Origin of the sequence: Gordonia sp. SMJS1 (assembly GCF_029866425.1) — a bacterium.
GTDB lineage: Bacteria > Actinomycetota > Actinomycetes > Mycobacteriales > Mycobacteriaceae > Gordonia > Gordonia hongkongensis.
In genome coordinates, this window is sequence record NZ_CP123381.1 from 271,721 (window position 1) to 292,304 (window position 20,584).

The following is a 20,584-nucleotide window of genomic DNA, read 5'->3' on the forward strand; positions in this document are numbered from 1 at the left end:
TGAGGCGGCGTTAACCTGGACCCATGAGCGCAGCCAGGCACGGACACCGCGAGCCGGTGTATCGCACCTTGGAGCTCATCGCCAACGGGATCGTCCGGGCGCAGGCTCTCGACCTGCACTTCACCGGCATCGAGAACATCCCCGACTCCGGCGGCGCCGTGCTGTGCGTCAACCACACCGGCTACGTCGACTTCCTGCCGCTCGCGCTCGGGGTGCAGCGGGCCGGACGCCGGACCCGTTTTCTCATCAAGTCCGAGGTCATGGACATCGGGATCATGCGGTTCCTGGTCAACCACACCAAGACCGTCCCGGTGGACCGGTCGCGCGGCGCCGAGGCGTATCGAGCCGCGCTCGGTCGGCTGCGGGACGGCCACATCGTCGCGGTCTATCCGGAGGCGACGATCAGCCGCAGCTTCGAGCTCAAGGAGTTCAAGAGCGGTGCGGCCCGGATGGCCGCCGAGACCGGGGTGCCCATCATCCCGGCGATCGTGTGGGGTGCCCACCGCCAGTGGACGAAGGGCGGACTGCGGAACATCGGCCGGAGCCGGCTGCCGGTGCATGTCCGGTTCGGTCTGCCGTTCACCCCAGCTCCGGGCGAGTCCCCCGAGCGTGAGACCCTGAGGCTCCGCGACACCATGAACTCGATGCTCCTCGAGGTCCAGGACGCCTACGGTCCGCACCCGCCAGGTGAGTTCTGGGTTCCGTCGCGACTGGGCGGTTCGGCACCGACACCTCAGGAAGCCGCGCTGATCGAAGCCGACGAGGCGCTCCGCAAAGCCGAGGCGCGGGCGAGACGAGCCGCCGAGAGATCACGGTCGAGAGAAAGCAGACGCTGATGACATTCGGTCCACCCACACTCATCGCCAGCGACGTGGACGGAACCCTCATCGACGACGAGAACCGGGTCTCCCCGCGCACGCTGGCCGTGCTCGCCGCCGCCCGCGCCGCCGGTACGGAATTCGTGCTGGCCACCGGTCGACCCCCGCGCTGGATCGCCGAGATCACCGACCAGTTCGCCGGCACCGACGCGTACGTCCGGTATGCGGTGTGCGCCAACGGCGCCATCATCTACGACGCCGAGCACGACCGCGTGCTGTGGTCGGCCAATCTCGAACCCGACGCCCTGGTCAAACTCGGCGAGATCGCCTACCAGCAGATCCCGGGATGCGGCATCGCGGCCGAGCGGGCGGGCCGTTCCGCACACGACGCCGCGACCGCACCGTTCGTCGCGAGCGCCGGCTACGAACACGCATGGCTCAACCCCGACCACGTCGAGGTCGGTGACGACGAGGTGTTCGGCGATCCGGCCGTGAAACTCCTGGTCCGTAAGCCGGGCATGGCCTCCGACGAGATGGCTCGTCGTCTGGAGCCGATGGTCGGCGACCTCGCCCAGGTGACCTTCTCCACCGACAACGGGCTCATCGAGCTGTCCGTACCGGGCACACACAAGGCGTCTGGACTCGCCCGGCTCGCCGAGCTCACCGGACTCCCCGTCGATGCGGTGATCGCGTTCGGCGACATGCCCAATGACGCCGAGATGCTCACCTGGGCGGGCCACGGGGTCGCGATGGGACACGGTCATCCGACCGCACTCGACGCCGCCGACGAGGTCACCGTGGGCAACAACGACGACGGCGTCGCGAAGGTGCTCGAGCGTTGGTTCGCCGGAACCTGATCCGTCCCCGCGAATCGCCGGACCCGGCTCAGGCCGCCGGCGGCACCGGGGCGGGGGCACCCGGTTCGACCGGCGGCGCGGGGGCACCGGGTGCGGCCGGTGGAGGTGCCGGGGCTGCGGGATCGGCGGGCGGCGTCGGTTCGGGTGCCGGCGGGGCGCCGCCGGCGAGCGCCCGGATCGCGGTGAGCGCCGCGTAGCCGTGGACTCCCGGACAGCTGGTGCTGTTGTAGTCGCGGTGCCCGGAGATGACCGGCAGGTTCGACTGCGTGCCCGCCGCGAACTTGGTGCCCGCGAACCCCTCTGAGGTCAGCGTCGCCGTGCCCGCCGGGTTGAGTCCGGCCTTGCCGAGGCGCCAGCGCAGGAACTTGCCGGTCGCCGACACCATCGCCGCGGTCGGCGGCGCCTCCTCGAGGTTGCCGATCATCGACACCCCGAGGGTCTCCTTGTTGAACCCGCCGGTGTGCGTGCCCTCGACATTGCGGTCGAGTCCGCCGAACGCGCCCTCGAAGATCTGGCCGTACTTGTCGATGAGCACGTTGTACCCGATGTCGCACCAGTTCAGGCTGCGTGCGTGATAGGCGTAGATGCCCCGGACGATCTCCGCGGACTGCTGCGGGGTGTAGTCGTTGCTGCCGGCCGTGTGGTGCACGATCGCACCGCGCATCTGCGGCGAGTACACCGGCTGCGAACACCGGATGGACTCGTCGGCGCCCCAGGCCTGGCGGGCCACGACCTGCGGTCCGCCGGTCAGCGGCGACAGCAACGACGAACCCAGGCCGAGCAGGCTCTCGGGGCTGATGAGCGTCGCCTTCAGCGCATTGAGGGCAACCGTGGCCAACTCCGTCACCACCGTGCTCGCGGTGCCGACGGCCAGCTGGGCGAGATCGCCGCCCTGGGTTTCCGCCGCCGGGATCGCGAGGCCGTCCTTGCTCGCGGCGACCTGCACCTCACGTGCGTCGCCCACCCAGACCGGTTCGGTACCGACCGGGTTCTTCGCGCTGGGCGCCTGTCCGCGGGAGATCTGCTCCAGGACCGTCCACGGTCCCCACTTGCCGTCGGGGTTCTTCGCACGCAGCTTGAGGTCGACGTCCACGGGTCGCTCCCAGGTGAACGCCACCATCTTGATCGGCGCCTCGCGCACGATGTGCGTGACCGCCGCCCCGACCTCGCGGCCGTCGGCCATCGTCGGTGTCGCCGGGGTCGTGCTGCTCGGGTTCGATCGGGTCGGGGTCCCCGGTGCCCGGTCACCTCGAGGCGCCGGCTGTTCCCGCGTCGTCGACGGTGCCGACCGCTCGCTGCTGCTGGGCGCCTCGGTCGTCGGGGTGGCGGCGGGTTCGGTTGTCTCCGAGCTGGTTTCCGGCGGCGACGATTCTGCCGAGGGGGATTCCGGCGGCGACGATTCTGCCGATGACTCCCTCGACGGCGATCCCGACGGGGCAGAGGGATCGGTGCTCGACGATGAGCCGGCTCCCGGGACGAGACCCTTCGGCAGCGGGACCGTCAGATCCGGCAGCGGGAACGCGTCCGGATCGATCGGCGGCAGTTCGACCCCCGCCGCGGCGAGGCCGGACGTCGCCACGTCGACGATGGCGGCGGGCAGTTCCCGTAACGGGACCTGCTCGATCTCGGTGTTGGAGACCGTCTGCTTGTTGTCCACCAACTGTGGTTCGGACTGGCTCGCGATCACCACGAACGGGCTCGCGACGACCGCGGCGGCGATCGCGGCGAGCGCGATCGAAGGTTTCGGTCTGGGGTAACGCACTCAGGTCTCCTCGCAGGTTGGTCGGACCGCGGCGCTGGTGCTCCGGGGGTGTGGTCGGGTCCGCTCAGCCGTCGACATCAGCGCAGCCGACGGCGTCGAAGCCACCAGGACTTCGAAGTCGTCGACTGTGCTCGGTACGGCGGTCATCGTCGCCGTCAGGCATCGACGACGGCGGCGACACACGCCGCGCATCGGTAACTCGTGATGTTCTTGTTATCTGTGTGACGGATGTGACTGATGTGTTGATGCTCGACGATGAGGTGGCAATGAATCCGGGGACCTGACCCCCGCGCCAGAGGTCACGGCGGCCCGGGCAACTCGTGATCCGGTTGTGATCCCCTCGGGTTGGTGATCGGCATCTGAATTCACTAGGGTCACTTAAGTCCCAATCGTCACATCAGTCACAGGCGTTACGAGCGGTGCAGAAGTTCGCCGCCCGCGGCTGGTGTCGTCGCGACCGAAGGATGTGTTCTGCAGTGACCAAAGCCCGACCTACACGGCTTCTGCCGCGATGGCCGGCGAGCGGTGCGCGGCCCGGACGGGCCCGCAACCGCGCGTTGACCTGGGCCGCGGCGGGGCTGGCGCCCGCACTGCTGGCCGGTGGACTCGCTGTCGCGAGCTCATCGGAATCGGCCGAACAGGTCGAGCTCTCGGTCGGGTCGACGGTGACGCTGATCGGGCACGGTCATGGCCACGGCCGCGGAATGGGGCAATGGGGAGCGTACGGCTACGCCCGCAAGGGCTGGACGGCACAGCAGATCTTGCGCCACTACTACGGTGGCACCACCGCGGGGAAGGTGGACAGGCCCGAGATCCTGGTGGCCCTCACGGGTCAGGGCTCGGTGAATGTGCACGCGGACGCCGGCATGCGAGTCGGTGGTCAGACGGTGGCTCCCGGGCAGGCGGTCAGCCTGTCCGGGGGCACGGCCACCATCCGCAGCGGGTGCGGCGGCGGTGTGGTGCGGTCGGTGCCGGCCACCTTCGTCGAACCCCTCAGCATGGCGCCCAACCGCCCGGCCGGTGAATTCCTCAAGTTCTGCGGATCGAACAAGGCCTACCGCGGGGCCATGGGACTCGAAGGCGGGCGCGTGGTCAATCGCATCCACATCGACGACTACGTCAAGGGCGTCATCCCGCGCGAGAGCCTGCCCGCCTGGGGCGACTCCGGCGGCGCGGCGGCGCTGCAGGCGCAGGCCGTGGCGGCCCGCACCTACGCACTAGCGGCGATCGCGGGCGGCAAGAAGATCGACGACACCCAGAATTCGCAGGTCTACGGCGGTGTCTCGGGCGAGGACCGCCGGACCAACGCGGCCGCCGACGCCACCGCCGGCCAGATCCTGTTGCAGAACGGTCAACCGGCCTTCACCGAGTTCTCCGCGTCGACCGGCGGCTACACGGCCGGCGGACGTTTCCCGGCCGTCGTCGACGAGGGCGACACGGTCTCGCCCAACCACAACTGGACCGCCACCGTCAGCGCGGGCAGCATCGGATCGGCGTTCGGAGTCGGTGCGCTGCGGAGCTTCGAGGTGATCGAGGCCAACGGCCTGGGCGCCGAACACGGACGCGCGATCAAGGTGCGCGCGGTCGGCTCCGGCGGGACCGCGGAGGTGAGTGGCGAGGAAGCTCGAACCAAGCTGCAGCTGAAGTCGTCGTGGTTCGCGGTCCAGGGTCAGCCCTCGCCGCCGCGGATCGTCAAACCGCCCACCGGCCCGGCGTCGCCCGGCGGCGGGGGTATCGATTTCGGCAGCCTCAACCAGCTCGCCGAACAGATCCTGCCGGGATCGTCGAAGTTCCTCGACATGGCGACGTCGGCGATGAACGGACGTTTCGCTGACCTGGGCGGGATCACCGGACCGCTGGGCCAGGCGCTCGGTGTGCCGACCCTGACCCCCGACGCCGCGGGCGTCACCCAGCTCTTCGAGAAGGGGATGATGTTCTTCACCCCGGGCACCGGACCGCGGGTCCTCGTCGGCAAGGGGCTCGAGCGCTACCAGGATCGCGGCGGCATCCCCGCGCTGGGATTCCCGAAACGCGACGCGTTCCGCTGATCGGTCAGGGCTCCGGCCCGGCCTCCACGATCTGGACGGCGACATCGACGAGCTTGGTGTTGGTGTCCTGTGACAGGCGCGCGAGCAGTGCGAACGCCTCGCCCGCGTCGAGCTTGTAGCGCTCCATGATCATGCCCTTCGCCTGGCCGATGATGTCGCGCGAGCCGAGCGCGGCGCGCAGTTGCTGCTTCTCCTGGATGGCCCCGAGGGCGGTCGCGGCGTGCGCGGCGAACAGCTCGCCGAGTTGACGGGCCTCGGCGGTGAATGCCGCCGGTTCGGTGCTGTGAAGATTCAGCGCGGCCGAGTCATCGCCGTCGATGTAGAGGTAGAAGCAGGCCATCGACCGGATACCGAGATCGGCTGCCGCAGCCGCGAAGTTCGGCCAGCGCGTCTCGGTCCGCATGTCGTCGATCCAGACGGTGAGATCGGAGACCGCAGCCCGGATGCACGGGCCCTCGCCCAGTTCTCGCTGCAGATTGTCGGCCTGGCCGCCGAGGTCGCCGACCATCACCGGCGTCTCGATGGTGCCGTTCGCGACGAGGGTCACGGTCGCGTACTCGGCTCCCGGAATGGCGTCGACCGCGAATTTGGTCATCGAACGCAGCGCTGCTTCGGTGTCGTCGCTCTCGCGGCGCATCTCGCCGGCGATGCGCGTCATCTGAGCCCCGAAGTCCGCCAACTCGGTCACTCCTGCCTCCTCGTGAGACGTTGTTCAGAGCGCTTCGACTGGACCGACAGCAAAGCGCAGGCTTCGAACTCCCCCAGGCGTTCAAAGAGATCATTATGCCGTACGGTGCGCGTCCGCGACGGTGACGAGTCCTTCGCGTTGCGCGACCGACCCGATGGGTGACGAAGTCATCACGTCGACGCAGAAGTCCGTGTCCGAGTACGACGCTGACGGGTGCAACGCCGACGACCGCAGGGCCGCGTGCACCTCGTCACCGGTTCGCGGGTACTCCTCGACCCGCCACCGCCAGTGCACCGCGAGCACCTCGCCCGTCGGGGTCAGACATTCCGGCAACCGCGCGATCAGTTCGTCGAGATCCGCGTCACCGAGGTAGTAGAGGACCTCACTGAGGACGATCAGGTCGAACCGGCCGGGCGGCCAGTCGGAGACGATGTCGCCGACGCGCACCTCGACGGAGTCGTGGCCGTCGAGTCGCTCGCGTGCGAGCTCCACCGCGCGCGGACTGACGTCCGTGCACAGCAGATGATCGGCGCGCGTGGCCAACTGCGCGCTGAGCACGCCGACCGAGCAGCCGGGCTCGAACACCGACCCGTACCGGGGAGAGCTCAAGGCCGCCAGGCTGAGGGCGTACTTTCGTTGTTCGTACCACCGCGACGTGAAGCCCCAGGGGTCGTCGCTGTCTCGGTACATGTCGTGGAAATAGTTGTCGGCGAGCCCTTCTCGGCTCCCGGCGGTGTGGTCGTCGGCCATGTCATCCGTCCTGATGATCGTCGGTGTCGAGTGCCGTCCCGGGCCCTCGTCGATGCCGATGTCGTGAGCGTCTTGAGTTCACACGAAGACGAACTCCCGATCGCGGAGCAGGCGGTCGAGGATGTGCCGTCCGAGGACGGTGGCGTCTTCGGGGGCGGGTGACAGCGGGCGGATCTGGGTGTCGAAGGCCTGCACGGCCTCTCGTTTGGCGGCCTCGAGATCGTCGTCGAGGACGAAGGTCCGCATCCGCGCCCACGGGATGTCAGGATCGTCGGGTGTCGCCCAGTGCCACATCCAGATCGGATACATCCAGACGGGGACGCCACATCGGTCGCCGACGCGTCGGGCACCCCGTCCGACGGCCTCGTGGTCGGGATGACCGTCGTGCGCCCACACCGCCAGCAGGGCCGTCGGGGTCTCGGGCTGCTCGGCGAGGGTGTGCTCGACGATGGCCTCGATCTCGTCCTCGTGGTCGGCGAGCGTGCCGTCGCCGAGCCCGCACCATCGCGTCGGTTCGATGCCCAGAACCGATGTCGCGGAGTCCACTTCGGCGCGTCGTCGGATCGCCAGCTCGGCGGGCGAGAGCGTGGGCGAACCAGGGTGCGACGCCGAGCCGTCGGACAGGCAGAGCGCGACGACCTCGATGCCACGTCGGTGGGCAGCCGCCATCAGCCCGCCGACCCCGAGTACCTCGTCGTCGGGATGGGCGGCCAGGACCACGAGCCGCCGGACGCCCGGCTCGAAGTCGGGCCACGGACCCCGCGCGGCGAACCACCGTTGCCATTCGACTTCGGGAGTTCCCTCCGCCGAGGTGGGGGTGGCGCCGAAGCGGTGCGTCGAGGGGGAGCCGTCGGCGGTCATGGACCCGCCGATCCCGGTCCGGGTGGGACGCCGTCGGTCAGTGCGCCGAGTACTGCGAGGTCTCGATCGGCGTGGGACTGCCGGATGTAGACGGTGAGATCGGCGGCGGCCTGCGCGTGGCCGGCGTCGGCGGACAGCGGGCCGGGACCGAGCGCGCGTCCCACCCGGTCGATCACCGCGGTCGCGACCTGTTCGACCGACCAGCGCACGGCGAAGGCGAGTCGTTTCGACGGCGCGCCCGGGTCGGTGTCGATCTCGCGTGCCGCGGCCTGCAGATGCGCCCAACCGGACGCGAGATGGGCGTCGACCGCGCCGGCGTGCATCAGCAGCAGCGGGTCGTCGGAACGGGCGGCCGCGCGGTAGAGCGGCGCCGCGACCTTGCGGGCCCCGCCGAACCAGCATGCCGCGACCCCGATCCCGCCGTGCCAGAATCCCGGCCGGTCGAGGTATGCGCCCGGTTCGCCGATCGCGTCGGCGGGCACGGCGTCGAACGTGACGGTCCCGGTGTCGGAGTCCCGCATGCCCGCGTTGGCCCACCCGGAGCTGTCCGCGGACACCCCCGGGTGGCCGAGGTCGACGCCGAACAACCGGTTGCCGGTGTCGGTGCGCGCGGTGACCAGCGCGTGGGTGCACGACGACGCGCCCGAGCACCACTCCTTGGTCCCGTTCAGTTCCCAGCCGTGTGCGCCGCGGCGGGCGTCGACGCCGCTCCCGCGGGTCTCGGCCGCCCACACACCCCAGAACTCGCCCGGGGCGGTCCCGCCGTCGCAGATCTCGGCGAGGATGGCGTCGGCGTCGGCGTGCGCCTCGACGAGGCGACCCGTGCTGATGTCGTCGGAGCAGGCCCGGACGAGGGCGGCGAACCGGTCGAGGGTGCGTCCGCCGCCCGGGCGGGGGAGCGCGAAGGACGGGTCGCCGACGATCGCGCGTGCCCGTGCGGGCGTCACCCGGCGACCTCGTCGGGCCGGGCCCCGGACAGTTGCCGCAGGTAGCCCGCGAAGCCGTGCCGTGCGCGCCCGTCGCGTCGCGTCGAGGTGCGGACCGGCGCGTGCGCACCCCGTTCGATGACCGCGTCCGCGGCATGCAGGCGGTCGACGAGATCAACGTCCTCATCGGTGTCGACCTCACGGAACCCGCCGACGTCGGCGTAGGTCGAGGCGCGGACGCCGAGATTGGCGCCGTGGACGTGACCGTGCCCGGGGGACGGGTCGTACTCCCGGAGGTACATCTCGCCGGTTCCCGCCGGCCACTCGTCGAAACCGTCCGGGGTGACCGTGCCCACGTACGCGTCCGCCCCCGCGTCCGCGGCGGCGACATGCTCGGCGAGCCAGTCGCGCGGAACCGTCGAATCGGCATCGGTGGTCGCGAACCACGTGGTGGCCGGTTCCGACGACGACGGACCCACGGACGCGAAACCGGCTCCGCGCGCCGCGCCGACACAGCGGACATCGACCACCACGGTCGACACCTCGTCGGTGACCAGCGTCGCGGAGTCGTCGTCGCAGGCGTCGAGCACCACGATCACCTCCACGGGGATCGGCACCGCCGTGGCCGCGGCCTGCAGGGCTTCGAGGCACGCGGGCAGACGCTCGGCCTCGTTGTGGACGGGCACCACGACGACGATGCGCTCGACCGGAGCCGTTGCCTGGTGTTCCTTGGGGAGCCCCGGAGCCTGCGAGGACACCCGGTCGTCGGGCGATCGTACGAACAGCGGCGTCACTCAAACCCCGAACTGGTCACAGGAGAGGATGGGGCCCGGGGGCTACAGGCCGACGTTCGAAACAATACCCGGCTTCCGTGCCAGGCCACGTGGCTCGGAGATTACTCAGGGAGGGTCCGTTACCCTGAGGACCCGTGGCAACCAGTAGCAGCTATGACCTGATCGTCGTCGGCTCCGGATTCTTCGGCCTCACCGTCGCCGAGCGGGCCGCGACGCAGCTGGGCAAACGGGTCCTCGTGCTCGACCGGCGCGACCACCTCGGTGGCAACGCGTACTCCGAAGCCGAGCCGACGACCGGCATCGAGATCCACAAGTACGGGGCACACCTGTTCCACACGTCCAACGAGCGGGTGTGGGAGTACGTCAACCAGTTCACCGACTTCACCGGCTATCAGCACCGGGTGTTCGCGCTGCACAACGGGCAGGCCTACCAGTTCCCGATGGGCCTCGGGCTGGTCAGCCAGTTCTTCGGCCGCTACTTCAGTCCCGACGAGGCGCGGAAGCTGATCGCCGAGCAGGCCAGCGAGATCGAGACCGCAAAGGCGCGCAACCTCGAGGAGAAGGCGATCAGCCTGATCGGCCGCCCGTTGTACGAGGCGTTCATCAAGCACTACACCGCCAAGCAGTGGCAGACCGATCCCAAGGAACTGCCCGCGGGCAACATCACCCGGCTTCCGGTCCGCTACACCTTCGACAACCGCTACTTCAACGACACCTACGAGGGTCTACCGGTCGACGGTTACACCGCGTGGCTCGAGAACATGGCGGCCGACGACCGCATCGAGGTGCGCCTGTCCACCGACTGGTTCGACGTCCGTGAGCAGCTGCGCGCCGACAGTCCCGACGCCCCGGTCGTCTACACCGGCCCCGTGGACCGTTACTTCGAGTACTCGGCCGGCCGACTCGGCTGGCGCACACTCGACTTCGAGACCGAGGTGCTCGACACCGGCGACTTCCAGGGCACACCGGTGATGAACTACAACGACGCCGACGTCCCGTTCACCCGTATCCACGAGTTCCGGCATTTCCATCCCGAGCGGGACTCCTACCCCGACGACAAGACGGTCATCATGCGGGAGTTCAGCCGGTTCGCCGAGAACGACGACGAGCCGTACTACCCGATCAACACACCCGAGGACCGGGCGATGCTGACCACCTACCGTGACCTCGCCCGCACCGAGACCGCAAGTGCCGGAGTGTTGTTCGGCGGTCGCCTGGGCACCTATCAGTACCTCGACATGCACATGGCGATCGCGAGTGCGCTCACCATGTTCGACAACACCCTGGCACCGCATCTGCGTGATGGTGCGCCGCTGGTGGCCGACCCCGCAGGAGCCGAATAGATGACGGTGACTCCCGTGAACCAATCCGAGATCCCCGACGCCGGAGTGGGGCCGTCGAAAGCGAAATCCCTTCTGCAGCGGGTGATCTTCCCGCGCGCAGGCGAACCCCTCGACGTCCGGTCGCTGTACGTCGTGGAGTCCGAGAGCAACAACCGCCGGGCGCACGCCCCCAGCCGGACCTCGGTGCTCCTCGGTGCCGAGTCCGAGGTGAGTTTCGAGACCTACTTCAACGCCTTCGCCGCGGCCTACTGGCGCCGCTGGAGCATCCTCGACTCCGTGGTGCTCCGCGTCGAGGTGATCGGCACCTGTCGCGTCGACCTGTACCGCTCCAAGATCGACGGGTCGCGTATCGGCATCGGCGGTGATCTCGTCGACACCGACGAAACCGGCCGCGGCGTAGTCGAATTCGAGCTGGACCTCGGCCCCTTCGAAGACGGCGGCTGGATCTGGTTCGACGTCACCACCGACACCGACACCGAGATCGTCTCCGCCGGTTGGTACGCGCCCGTCGAGGCGCCGACCCCGGACGCGGAGACCAAGCGCGTCACGGTGGGCATCCCGACCTTCAACCGCCCCACCGACGCGGTGAACGCGTTGGCCGCGTTGACCTCCGACCCCATGGTCGACGAGGTGATCGACGCGGTGATGATGCCCGACCAGGGCACCAAGAAGGTCGTCGACGAACCCGGGTACACCGCGGCCGCGGCCGCTCTCGGCGACCGGCTGCACATCTTCGACCAGGGCAACCTCGGCGGCTCGGGCGGGTACGCGCGCATCATGTACGAGGCGCTGCGGCTCACCGACTCGCCCTACGTCCTCTACATGGACGACGACATCGCGATCGAACCCGACTCGATCCTGCGGGCGCTGGCCATGTCGCGATTCGCGAAGGCGCCCATGCTCGTCGGCGGTCAGATGCTGAACCTGCAGGACCGCAGTCACCTCCACTGCATGGGTGAGGTCATCCGGCGCGACACCTTCATGTGGACCGCGGCGCCGTTCGTCGAGTACGACCACAACTTCTCCAAACACCCACTGCGCGACCGCGAGAACTCGAAGAACCTGCACCGGCGGATCGACGTCGAGGGCAACGGTTGGTGGATGTGCATGATCCCGCGCGAATGTGCGGAGCAGATCGGCCTCCCGATGCCCCTGTTCATCAAGTGGGACGACTGGGAGTTCGCACTCCGCGCGTCGAAGGCCGGTTACCCCACCGCCACCGTGCCGGGTATCGCGATCTGGCACATGGCCTGGAGCGACAAGGACGACGCGATCGACTGGCAGGCGTACTTCCACCTGCGCAACCGGCTCGTCGTCGCTTCGATCCACCACGACGGTCCCATCAAGGGGATCGTCCGGTCGATGACCAAGGCGACCGCGAAACACCTCCTCTGCCTGGAGTATTCGACGGTCGCGATCCAGAACGAGGCGATCCGGGACTTCCTCGCCGGACCCGATCACATCCGCAGTCTGCTGCCCACCGCGCTGCCGAAGGTCGCGCAGATGCGCAAGCAGTATCCGGACGCGGTCGTCCTCCCCTCGGCGACCGAGCTGCCGCGGACCTCGGGCGAGGCAACGCATCTCGGGACCTCGATACCGCTGAACCCGATCAGCAAGATCAAGGCGCTGACCGCCGCGGTGGTGAACAATGTCCGCCCGGCCGATCCCCGGCATCACGAGGTGCCGCAGGCCAACTTCCCTCCGATCGAGGCGCGATGGTTCTCCCTCGGACGGGTCGACGGTGTCACGGTCACCACCGCCGACGGCCGCGGCGTCGTCTACCGGCAGCGCGACCGCGAGAAGATGATCGAGCTCGCCCGGGAACATTTCGCCCTCGTGAAGGAATTGCAGGACAAGTTCCCGGAGATGAAGCAGCAGTACAGGTCCGCACACCGCGACCTGACGTCGAAGGAGAGCTGGGCGGGTGTCTTCGGAATCTGATGGTCCGGTGATCGGCAGCGGGGGCGACACGGTCCTGGAGGACCGTGCGGAGACGGGGAAGGTCCCGGCCGACGACACCCCGCGTCCCCTGAACGGCGAGGAGAAGGCGCTGGTCGCCATCCAGGCCGGGCTCGGCGCCCGCCCGGGCGTCCGCCCGGCCGCGCGCGGACTGTCGCACGTGGGCGAGCACGCGCTGGGCTGGCTCGCGATCTCGGGGACCGGTTGGGCCCTGGCCCGCCGCCGCGGTGACGTACGGGCGCAACAGCTCTGGCTCGAGGCGGGAGTGGGCGCCTTCGGCGCGCACGCCGCGTCGGTGATCATCAAGCGGATCGTGCGCCGCCCGCGGCCCGCACACCCGGCGATCGCCATCGGGGTGTCGACGCCGAGCAAACTGAGTTTCCCGTCCTCACACGCCACCTCGACCACCGCGGCCGCGATCCTCATCGGCCGCGCCGCCGGCTGGGACCCGAAGGTGCTGCCCGCTGTGCTGGTCCCGCCGATGCTGCTGTCCCGACTGGTGCTGGGCGTGCACTACCCGACCGACGTCACCGCGGGTGCCGCGATCGGTGCCGCGAGCGCAGCGGCGGTCATCGTGGGCGATAAGGTGCTGCTCGAACCCACCCGGAATGACCAGGAGTCCGGACGTGCCCGCCGCGCGGCGCGCGTCCTGGCCCGGCTCGGCCTGACGGCCGCGGTCCCCGGCGGGACGCTGCGTCTTGCCGCGTCCCCCGTCATCGCGCGGGTGACACGACACAGGGAGAGTGCATGAGCGAGGAGCCGATCGAGCACGGGAAGGTTCTCGGACCGCCGAAGAACCTGACGTCCGGGCTGATCAAGGCCGTCCGGCCGCGGCAGTGGGTCAAGAACGTCCTGGTGCTCGCCGCTCCGCTCGCCGCGGGCAACATCACCGACGTCTCGGTGCTGGGCTCCGCCGGTATCGCCTTCGTCGCCTTCTGCCTCGCCGCGTCGAGCATCTACCTGGTCAACGACGCGATGGACGTCGAGTCCGACCGCAACCACCCGACCAAGCGGTTCCGGCCGATCGCGGCCGGCGTCGTCCCGGTGACCCTGGCCTATGTCCTCGCCGTCGTCCTCCTCGTCGGCTCGATCGGCATCGCGTTCCTCGCCAACTGGCAGACGGCCGTCGTCATCGCCATCTACCTGGTGATCCAGCTCGGCTACTGCTTCGGCCTGAAGAACCAGGCCGTCATCGACATCTGCATCGTGTCGTCGGGCTTCCTGCTGCGCGCCATCGCCGGTGGTGTCGCCGCCGAGATCGTGCTGTCGCAGTGGTTCCTGCTCGTGATGGCCTTCGGGTCGCTGTTCATGGCGGCGGGTAAGCGCTACGCCGAGCTCCAGCTCGCCGAACGCACGGGCGCCAAGATCCGCAAGGCCCTCGAGTACTACACGACCACCTACCTGCGCTTCGTGTGGACCCTGTCGGCCACCGCGGTCGTGATCTTCTACGGCCTGTGGGCCTTCGACAAGGGCGACACCAACGTCGCGTACGCCATCTCGATGGTGCCGTTCACCGTGGCGATCCTGCGCTACGCCGTCGACGTCGACGGGGGTGCCGCGGGCGAGCCCGAGGAGATCGCGCTCGGCGATCGTGTCCTGCAGCTGCTCGCCGTGGCGTGGCTGGTGTGTGTGGGTGTCGCGGTCTATGCAGTCAATTGACGGATCGCCAACCGGATTCCGGGCGCTGACGACCGGCCGCACCAAGGTCGCGGCCGTCAGTTTCGTCGTCGGGGCCGCCGTCGTCACGACGTTCTTCGCGATCGGTGCGTGGCAGCGCCGGTGGATCGCCGACGACGGACTCATCGTCCTGCGGACGTTGCGCAACCTCTTCGCCGGCAACGGTCCGGTCTTCAACGCCGGGGAGCGGGTCGAGGCGAACACCTCGACCGCCTGGACCTACCTGCTGTGGTTCTGGGCGTGGCTCACCGACGGTCAACTCGAGTACGTCGCGCTCTGGGTGGCGCTGGTGTGCTCGGTCGCCGCGATCCCGATCGCGATGTACGGCAGCGCGCGACTGTTCGGGACACGCATCGGCGGGCTCACCGGCGACGGCTGGACCCTGCTGCTGCCGTTCGGCGCGGTCATCTACATCGCCATTCCGCCCGCGCGCGACTTCGCCACGAGCGGGCTCGAGAACGGACTCTGCATCTTCTGGGCGGCCGTCCTGTGGTGCCAGCTCGTCGCCTGGGCGCGGCGCGGCGCGCCCACGAGCCGCAGGAGCGCGGCGGCCACGCTCGTACTCGCCTTCACCGCCGGTCTGGCGCCGCTGATCCGGCCCGAACTGACGATCCTCGGCGGCCTCGTGCTGCTGCTGGTGTTCTTCGCGCCCCTCGGCTGGAAGATGCGTCTGGGCGTCGTCGTGGTCGCGGGGACCCTGCCGGTCGGCTACCAGATCTTCCGCATGGGCTATTACGCCCTGCTGGTTCCCAATCCCGCGGTCGCGAAGGACGCCAGCGGTGCCAAGTGGGATCAGGGCTTCGCCTATCTGACCAATCTCTTCGGCCCCTACGTGCTCGTGCTGCCGGTCGTCCTGGCGGCGGTGGCCGGGGTGCTGCTGGTCGTCGGCGGCCGCATGCGGTCGAAGAGGGCCGATGCCACGGGTGCCGACGCGACCGCGGACTCGGTTGAGGCAACGGCCGACTCGACGACGGACACCCGGTCGTCGCGCCTCGCCGGATGGTCGCGCCGACTGCAGTCCTCGACCGCGGTCGTGACCGTCATGGTCCTCGCCGGCATCGTGCTGATCGTCTACTGGATGCGTCAGGGCGGCGACTTCATGCACGGCCGGGTGCTGCTCGTTCCGATCTTCATCACCCTGTTGCCCTTGATGGTCGTGCCGGTGACGATTCCCGCCCACGTCGGTGCGGCATTCCGTCGCCGGCCGTCGACGGACTCCGAGTCCGTGATCTCCGACCCGGTGGACGACGCCGCTCCACCGGTGACCGCACCCGTCCCCGCCGACCGCCGGCGCGCGCGGGCCCAACTGGTCGGCGCGGTCGCCATGAGCGCCATGTGGATCACCGTCGTCGTGTGGGCGGTCTCCACCCACGCCAACGTGCTGCCGAACGCGGGAATCGACATCGGCCGCAGCGGCATCGTCGACGAGCGCCGCTTCTACGTCACCAACATGGGCAACGAGAATCCCGTGACCGCCGAGGATTACCTCGACTACCCGCGCATGAGTGCGATGGTCGAGAAGATCGACGAGTACCGCGAGGACGGCGGCGTCATCCTGCCGTCGTTCAACTACGACGAGTGGTACGTGGCGCAACTTCCCGGCGTGATGCCGAAGGGCGCCGAGCGGCAGGTGACCGTCTACTTCCTCAACCTCGGCATGACGAGCATGAACGCCCCGCTGGATGTGCGCGTCATCGACCAGATGGGTCTGGCGTACCCGCTCGCCGCGCACACCGAGCGTCTCGAGGACGGCCGCATCGGCCACGACAAGATCCTGCCGAGCGAGTGGGTCGTCGCCGAGGCCGGGGCATACCCGCGCCGCCCCGTGCTGCCCGGTTATCTCGACGAGGACCTGGTCCGTCAGGCCCAGGTGGCGCTGCAGTGCCCGGAGACCAAGGACCGGTTCGCCTCGTTCGAGGCACCGTGGTCCTTCGACCGCTTCAAGCACAACCTGCGGCAGGCGTTCACCTTCAACAGCTACCGCATCCAGCGTGAGCCGGAGTACGAGATCCAGCGCTGCGGCCTGGAGATGCCACCGCCGGTGAACCCGCGCTAGGGACGCGCGCCCGGGCGCTGCACCCAACCACACGACACCAAGAGAATCCCGAGAAAACGCGGGGTCGAACCTGTGGAGTTGCCGTCGAACATCTCGGATCGGTAACGTCCCCGTGGGCGCGGCCGATAGAAAGGTCGTGACTGAGGCGTTCTGAACTGCTGGGACGCCGAAGTGACGGGGTTGTGATCGCGATCACATGGTTTGTCACGTTCGGGGGCATCGAATAGGCTCGCCGACGGTGAATCGCATGCGAGAACGACTCGTGAACGACGTCGCGCCGCGCAATGAGCCGGGGGACGAAAAATGTGTGACGCACAAGGACCGGTCGGCCACCGGGGACCAAGAGTTCCGGCCGATCGGCTGAAGAGGGAGATTCTGTACATGCGTGAAGCTGCCACCGAGGCGCCGAGGCCTGCGCGCAACCGGATGAGCAACCGGTTGATCGCCGCTGTCGTCGCCATCCTGACAGTTGTGGGACTGACCGGTGTCGTCGCCGGCCAGGCCAACGCCCGGATCGGCGGAACGCAGGTCGGCAAGCAGGAGTTCTGGGTCAACGGCTGCGGGATGCCGAACGTCAAGGTCCGCGCCTGGAAGAAGCCCGGCAACTACAAGACCGTCATCCTCCTCGATGGCATGCGCGCCCAGTACGACTACAGCGGCTGGGAGATCAACACCAACGTCCAGGAGATGGTGAAGTCCGGCGTCAACGTCGTCGAGCCCATCGGTGGACCGGCAAGCTTCTACACGGACTGGGACGCACCCAGCAACTTCAACCGGCAGCCCTACCGGTACCGCTGGAACTGCGTCATCAGCCGGACCCTGATCAGCGCGCTCGACGCCCGCGGCTTCCGCGTCGGACCGTCGAAGCGCTACGCCATCATGGGCCTGTCCATGGGTGGTAACGCCGCACTGGTCCTCGGTGCCCAGAACCGTCAGCACTTCGACCGCGCCGGCTCGCTTTCGGGCTACAACTTCCTGAGCGCTCCCGGCATGCGTACCGCGCTGCGCCTGGCGATGCTCGACGTCGACCCGAAGCCGTGGAACATCGACGCGATGTGGGGCCCGCCGTGGAGCATCCGCTGGTTCCAGAACGATCCCTTCTGGAACATCGGCCTGATGCGCGGAATGAAGGTGTTCGTCGGTTCCGGTAACGGTCTGTTCGGCCGATACAACGCACTGCCCAACGTGTTCGACGACCTGTTCAAGGGTTCGACCCTCGAGCTGCTCGCCTTCACACAGTCCAAGGCCTTCGAGGCCGCGGCCTTCGTCCAGGGCGTCCCGCTGATGACCTATTACGCCAACGGCACCCACGCCTGGGGCTACTGGCAGGACATGATCTGGAACGCCAAGAACCGCGGGTTCTTCCGCTGATCTGACATCGCCGGTCCGCCGGCCACACGACGCCCCGCCCGGGTTTCCGGGCGGGGCGTCGTCGTGCGTGGGCGCACCCTGCTCTGAGGTCCACGCTGAAAACCACCCTCCAGAGGGGCCCCAACGCCCTACGGTCCGCCGCCGCTGTATGGAGGGTGGTTTCCAGCGGACGACCGACCCCACAGATATCAACTGTCACACAAATCCCACGTGTCACAGCGTGGCGTGCGGACACGCCTCGCTGCGGCGTGTAAGAAACTCCTGAGGCGTTTGATACTCATGATGCACGTGTGACTGACGGGGAATCGGTCACGACGCTGCGGGCGCCGGCGTACAGGGGCGAAGGAGTTCTGGAGAGTGATGCGGCGAAACAGTGGTACAGGCAGGGTCGACGCGCGACCGGCTGACGCAGGACAGGGTGACGCGCGCCCGGCCGGTCGTCGGGCGACTCTTTGCCCGGTGACGGCGGCCGTGGTCGCGCTGGCGACCGCCGCGGTGCTCGTCATCGGCAACGGTCTCGCCGGCGCCGAGCCCGCTCCGGCCCCGCCCGCGCCCCCGGCGTCGCCGAGCGCTCCGGCGCCCGCGCCACCGAGCTCGCGCGCCCCGGTCGCTCCGGCGTCGGTGCCGGCCGCCCAGCCGGCGAGGGTGACGAACACCTACTGGTACACCGACCGGCGCGTGGCCCTGTGGGTCTACTCGCCGGCGATGAACACCAACATCCAGGTGCAGATCCTGCTGGCCCGTGACTGGCACGCGAAGCCGAAGGAGAAGTTCCCGCAGCTGACGATGCTCGACGGTCTGCGCGCGCAGGACGATCAGAGCGGCTGGATCATCAACACCAAGATCGTCGACTTCTACAAGGACAAGAACGTCAACGTCATCCTGCCGATCGGTGGTGAGTCGAGCTTCTACACCGACTGGAAGGAACCCGACCGCGGCAAGAACTACAAGTGGGAGACGTTCCTCATGCGGGAACTGCCGCCCATCTTGGAGAACGACTGGCGCTCCACGGACGTCCGCGGCATCGAGGGACTCTCGATGGGTGGATCCGCGGCGATGATGCTGGCCGCGCGCAATCCCGGCTTCTACAAGTTCGCGGCGTCGTTCTCGGGGATCCTGCAGCTGAGTTCGTTCGGCATGCCGCAGGCCATCCAGTTCGCGGTGCGCGACGGTGGCGGCTACGACTCGATGAAGATGTTCGGTCCGCCGTCCGATCCGGCGTGGAAAGAGCACGACCCCTATCTGATGGTCGACAAACTGCAGGGCACGAGCCTGTACGTCTCCTCGGGCAACGGCATGGTCGGGCCGCACGACAAGCCGTCGGACATCCCGATGCTCGCGACCAACTATTCCGGCGTCGGACTCGAGATGCTGAGCCGCGTGACCTCGCAACAGTTCGCGATCCAGTTGAATCGCAAAGGGATTCCGGGCCAGGCGAACTACCGGCCGTCGGGCACCCACACCTGGCCGTACTGGGAGTTCGAGATGATGCAGGCGTGGCCGCAGGCCGCCGCGGCCCTCGGACTGTCGCGCGACGCGGTCGCATGCCGCGTCGACGGCGCCTTCCGCAAGGTCTGGGACGCCAACAAGGCGACGCTCGGGGGCTGCCTCACCCCGTCGTACCCGGTTGCCGGTGGCAAGGCACAGGACTTCGCCGGCGGACGCATGTTCACCGGCCCGAAGGGTCCGAAGATCGTCACCGGCGCGATCGGTGGCGCCTACGTCGCTGCCGGTGGACCGAGCGGACGTCTCGGCAAGCCGACGACCGACGAACTCCCGACCCGCGACGGCAAGGGCCGCGTCAACCACTTCGAGCACGGCCGGATCACCTGGACGGCGAAGGACGGCACCAAGGTCCTGAAGTGACGGTCAGAAGGAGGGGACGGGGCGCCGACGGTGCCCCAACCTCGACCCCACGTGTGTACGGCCTGAAACTTCGCTGAGGAATCGGACCGTTACCGCAGGTGGTGCTGGTGCGGCGGCCGGAACGGCCTCGCGCGGACGGTAGCCTGACGTGGTGTGCGACGCAGGGTGCCCCTGCGTTGCGATCGGCCGCAGGCCGGACGTGAGTGTCGCCGGACGAGACCGTCCGGCGGTGCGTTGATCTCGACCCGAAAGGTTCGGCAGGAAGTGGCGATGACAACGAAGTGTGTGCGGCTGGTGCTGGCCGTGACGGGCCTCGCTCTCGCGCTCGGGTCCGTGTCGGCCTGCGCCGATGACTCGACGGCCAGTGCGCCGATCACCAACAACCCGGTCACGACGACGTCGCTGTATTCGGCCGCTCCCTCGACGAGCGCGTCGCAGGGTTCCACATCCGAGGAGACCACCCCGTCCACGCCCGGCGGCACGTCGGAGCTGCCGGCGACCGAACCGAACCCCAGCACGAAGGTCCCGGCCAGCTTCCCCGGACCCAGCGGCCAGCCGCTCGACGACAAGGCCCGCGCGTATCTCGCCGCGTTGAAGCAGCAGGACGTCACGTTCATGGGTGACAACGACAATTCAGTGGCCCTGACGATGGCGAAGTACGTCTGTGGTGCCAAGCAGAAGGGCACCGACCCGAGCATGGTGAAGGCCTTCGTCACCGCCTCTGTGGGTCCGGGGGCGGACAACGTCGAGGAAGCGAACTCGAAGGCCGACAAGGTCATCCGCGCGGCCGAACAGCACTACTGCTGAC

Annotated in this window: 17 protein-coding genes; 11 read left to right on the forward strand and 6 right to left on the reverse strand. The window is 68.7% G+C overall.

Annotated elements, in window-relative coordinates; translation table 11 throughout:
* The first annotated feature begins 23 nt into the window (after window positions 1–23).
* Both QAD21_RS01280 and QAD21_RS01285 read left to right on the forward strand, forming a co-directional pair.
* Window positions 24–836, forward strand: a complete 813-nt coding sequence (locus QAD21_RS01280; RefSeq protein ID WP_165629213.1) for a lysophospholipid acyltransferase family protein — start codon at window positions 24–26, stop codon at window positions 834–836.
* The gene (locus QAD21_RS01285) at window positions 836–1,675 is read left to right on the forward strand and encodes an HAD family hydrolase (RefSeq protein WP_159369814.1); all 840 of its coding nucleotides are present in this window, start codon (window positions 836–838) and stop codon (window positions 1,673–1,675) included. Before QAD21_RS01280 ends, QAD21_RS01285 begins: the two co-directional genes overlap by 1 nt.
* A 28-nt stretch (window positions 1,676–1,703) precedes the next feature.
* Here QAD21_RS01285 and QAD21_RS01290 read toward each other — a convergent pair whose 3' ends face one another.
* On the reverse strand, window positions 1,704–3,437 hold the full coding sequence (locus tag QAD21_RS01290; RefSeq protein ID WP_065631259.1) for an N-acetylmuramoyl-L-alanine amidase: 1,734 nt from the start codon (window positions 3,435–3,437) through the stop codon (window positions 1,704–1,706).
* Between the two features lie 464 nt (window positions 3,438–3,901).
* Between QAD21_RS01290 and QAD21_RS01295 the strand changes: the two genes are divergently transcribed.
* Window positions 3,902–5,485 carry a SpoIID/LytB domain-containing protein gene (locus tag QAD21_RS01295; RefSeq protein WP_242697016.1) on the forward strand — a complete coding sequence of 528 codons (1,584 nt, stop codon included), beginning with the start codon at window positions 3,902–3,904 and terminating at the stop codon, window positions 5,483–5,485.
* 4 nt (window positions 5,486–5,489) lie between these two features.
* On the opposite strand, the gene QAD21_RS01300 is transcribed toward QAD21_RS01295, so the two are convergent.
* The 5 genes from QAD21_RS01300 to QAD21_RS01320 form a co-directional block, all read right to left on the reverse strand.
* Window positions 5,490–6,173: a GAF and ANTAR domain-containing protein gene (locus QAD21_RS01300; protein ID WP_165629211.1), complete on the reverse strand. Its 684-nt coding sequence runs from the start codon at window positions 6,171–6,173 to the stop codon at window positions 5,490–5,492.
* Window positions 6,174–6,266: 93 nt separating this feature from the next.
* The gene (locus QAD21_RS01305) at window positions 6,267–6,923 is read right to left on the reverse strand and encodes an SAM-dependent methyltransferase (protein ID WP_165629210.1); all 657 of its coding nucleotides are present in this window, start codon (window positions 6,921–6,923) and stop codon (window positions 6,267–6,269) included.
* A gap of 78 nt (window positions 6,924–7,001) precedes the next feature.
* Window positions 7,002–7,784 (reverse strand): PIG-L family deacetylase, encoded by a 783-nt coding sequence (locus QAD21_RS01310; protein WP_165629209.1) that lies wholly within the window; start codon window positions 7,782–7,784, stop codon window positions 7,002–7,004.
* Window positions 7,781–8,731, reverse strand: coding sequence for an acyl-CoA dehydrogenase family protein (locus QAD21_RS01315; protein WP_165629208.1), 951 nt, complete (start codon window positions 8,729–8,731; stop codon window positions 7,781–7,783). The genes QAD21_RS01310 and QAD21_RS01315 overlap by 4 nt, the downstream gene beginning before the upstream one ends.
* The gene (locus tag QAD21_RS01320; protein WP_242697015.1) at window positions 8,728–9,468 is read right to left on the reverse strand and encodes a glycosyltransferase; all 741 of its coding nucleotides are present in this window, start codon (window positions 9,466–9,468) and stop codon (window positions 8,728–8,730) included. Before QAD21_RS01320 ends, QAD21_RS01315 begins: the two co-directional genes overlap by 4 nt.
* A gap of 170 nt (window positions 9,469–9,638) precedes the next feature.
* Here QAD21_RS01320 and glf point away from each other — a divergent pair, with 170 nt between their 5' ends.
* The 8 genes from glf to QAD21_RS01360 all read left to right on the forward strand — a co-directional run bounded on the left by glf (window position 9,639) and on the right by QAD21_RS01360 (window position 20,583).
* Window positions 9,639–10,847, forward strand: a complete 1,209-nt coding sequence (glf, locus tag QAD21_RS01325; RefSeq protein ID WP_165629206.1) for a UDP-galactopyranose mutase — start codon at window positions 9,639–9,641, stop codon at window positions 10,845–10,847.
* A complete protein-coding gene (locus tag QAD21_RS01330) occupies window positions 10,848–12,788 on the forward strand; it encodes a glycosyltransferase (protein ID WP_165629205.1) in 1,941 nt (646 codons plus the stop codon).
* A gap of 34 nt (window positions 12,789–12,822) precedes the next feature.
* Window positions 12,823–13,557, forward strand: coding sequence for a phosphatase PAP2 family protein (locus QAD21_RS01335; RefSeq protein ID WP_165630746.1), 735 nt, complete (start codon window positions 12,823–12,825; stop codon window positions 13,555–13,557).
* Complete coding sequence (locus QAD21_RS01340; RefSeq protein ID WP_165629204.1) at window positions 13,554–14,465, forward strand: decaprenyl-phosphate phosphoribosyltransferase; 912 nt, start codon at window positions 13,554–13,556, stop codon at window positions 14,463–14,465. The genes QAD21_RS01335 and QAD21_RS01340 overlap by 4 nt, the downstream gene beginning before the upstream one ends.
* Complete coding sequence (gene zomB / locus QAD21_RS01345) at window positions 14,452–16,539, forward strand: flagellar motor control protein ZomB (RefSeq protein WP_165629203.1); 2,088 nt, start codon at window positions 14,452–14,454, stop codon at window positions 16,537–16,539. The genes QAD21_RS01340 and zomB overlap by 14 nt, the downstream gene beginning before the upstream one ends.
* Window positions 16,540–16,920: 381 nt before the next feature.
* Complete coding sequence (locus tag QAD21_RS01350; protein ID WP_165629202.1) at window positions 16,921–17,910, forward strand: alpha/beta hydrolase family protein; 990 nt, start codon at window positions 16,921–16,923, stop codon at window positions 17,908–17,910.
* Window positions 17,911–18,270: 360 nt separating this feature from the next.
* The gene (locus QAD21_RS01355; protein ID WP_280360404.1) at window positions 18,271–19,776 is read left to right on the forward strand and encodes an alpha/beta hydrolase-fold protein; all 1,506 of its coding nucleotides are present in this window, start codon (window positions 18,271–18,273) and stop codon (window positions 19,774–19,776) included.
* Between the two features lie 270 nt (window positions 19,777–20,046).
* Complete coding sequence (locus tag QAD21_RS01360) at window positions 20,047–20,583, forward strand: DUF732 domain-containing protein (RefSeq protein WP_065631375.1); 537 nt, start codon at window positions 20,047–20,049, stop codon at window positions 20,581–20,583.
* Window position 20,584: the final 1 nt, after the last annotated feature.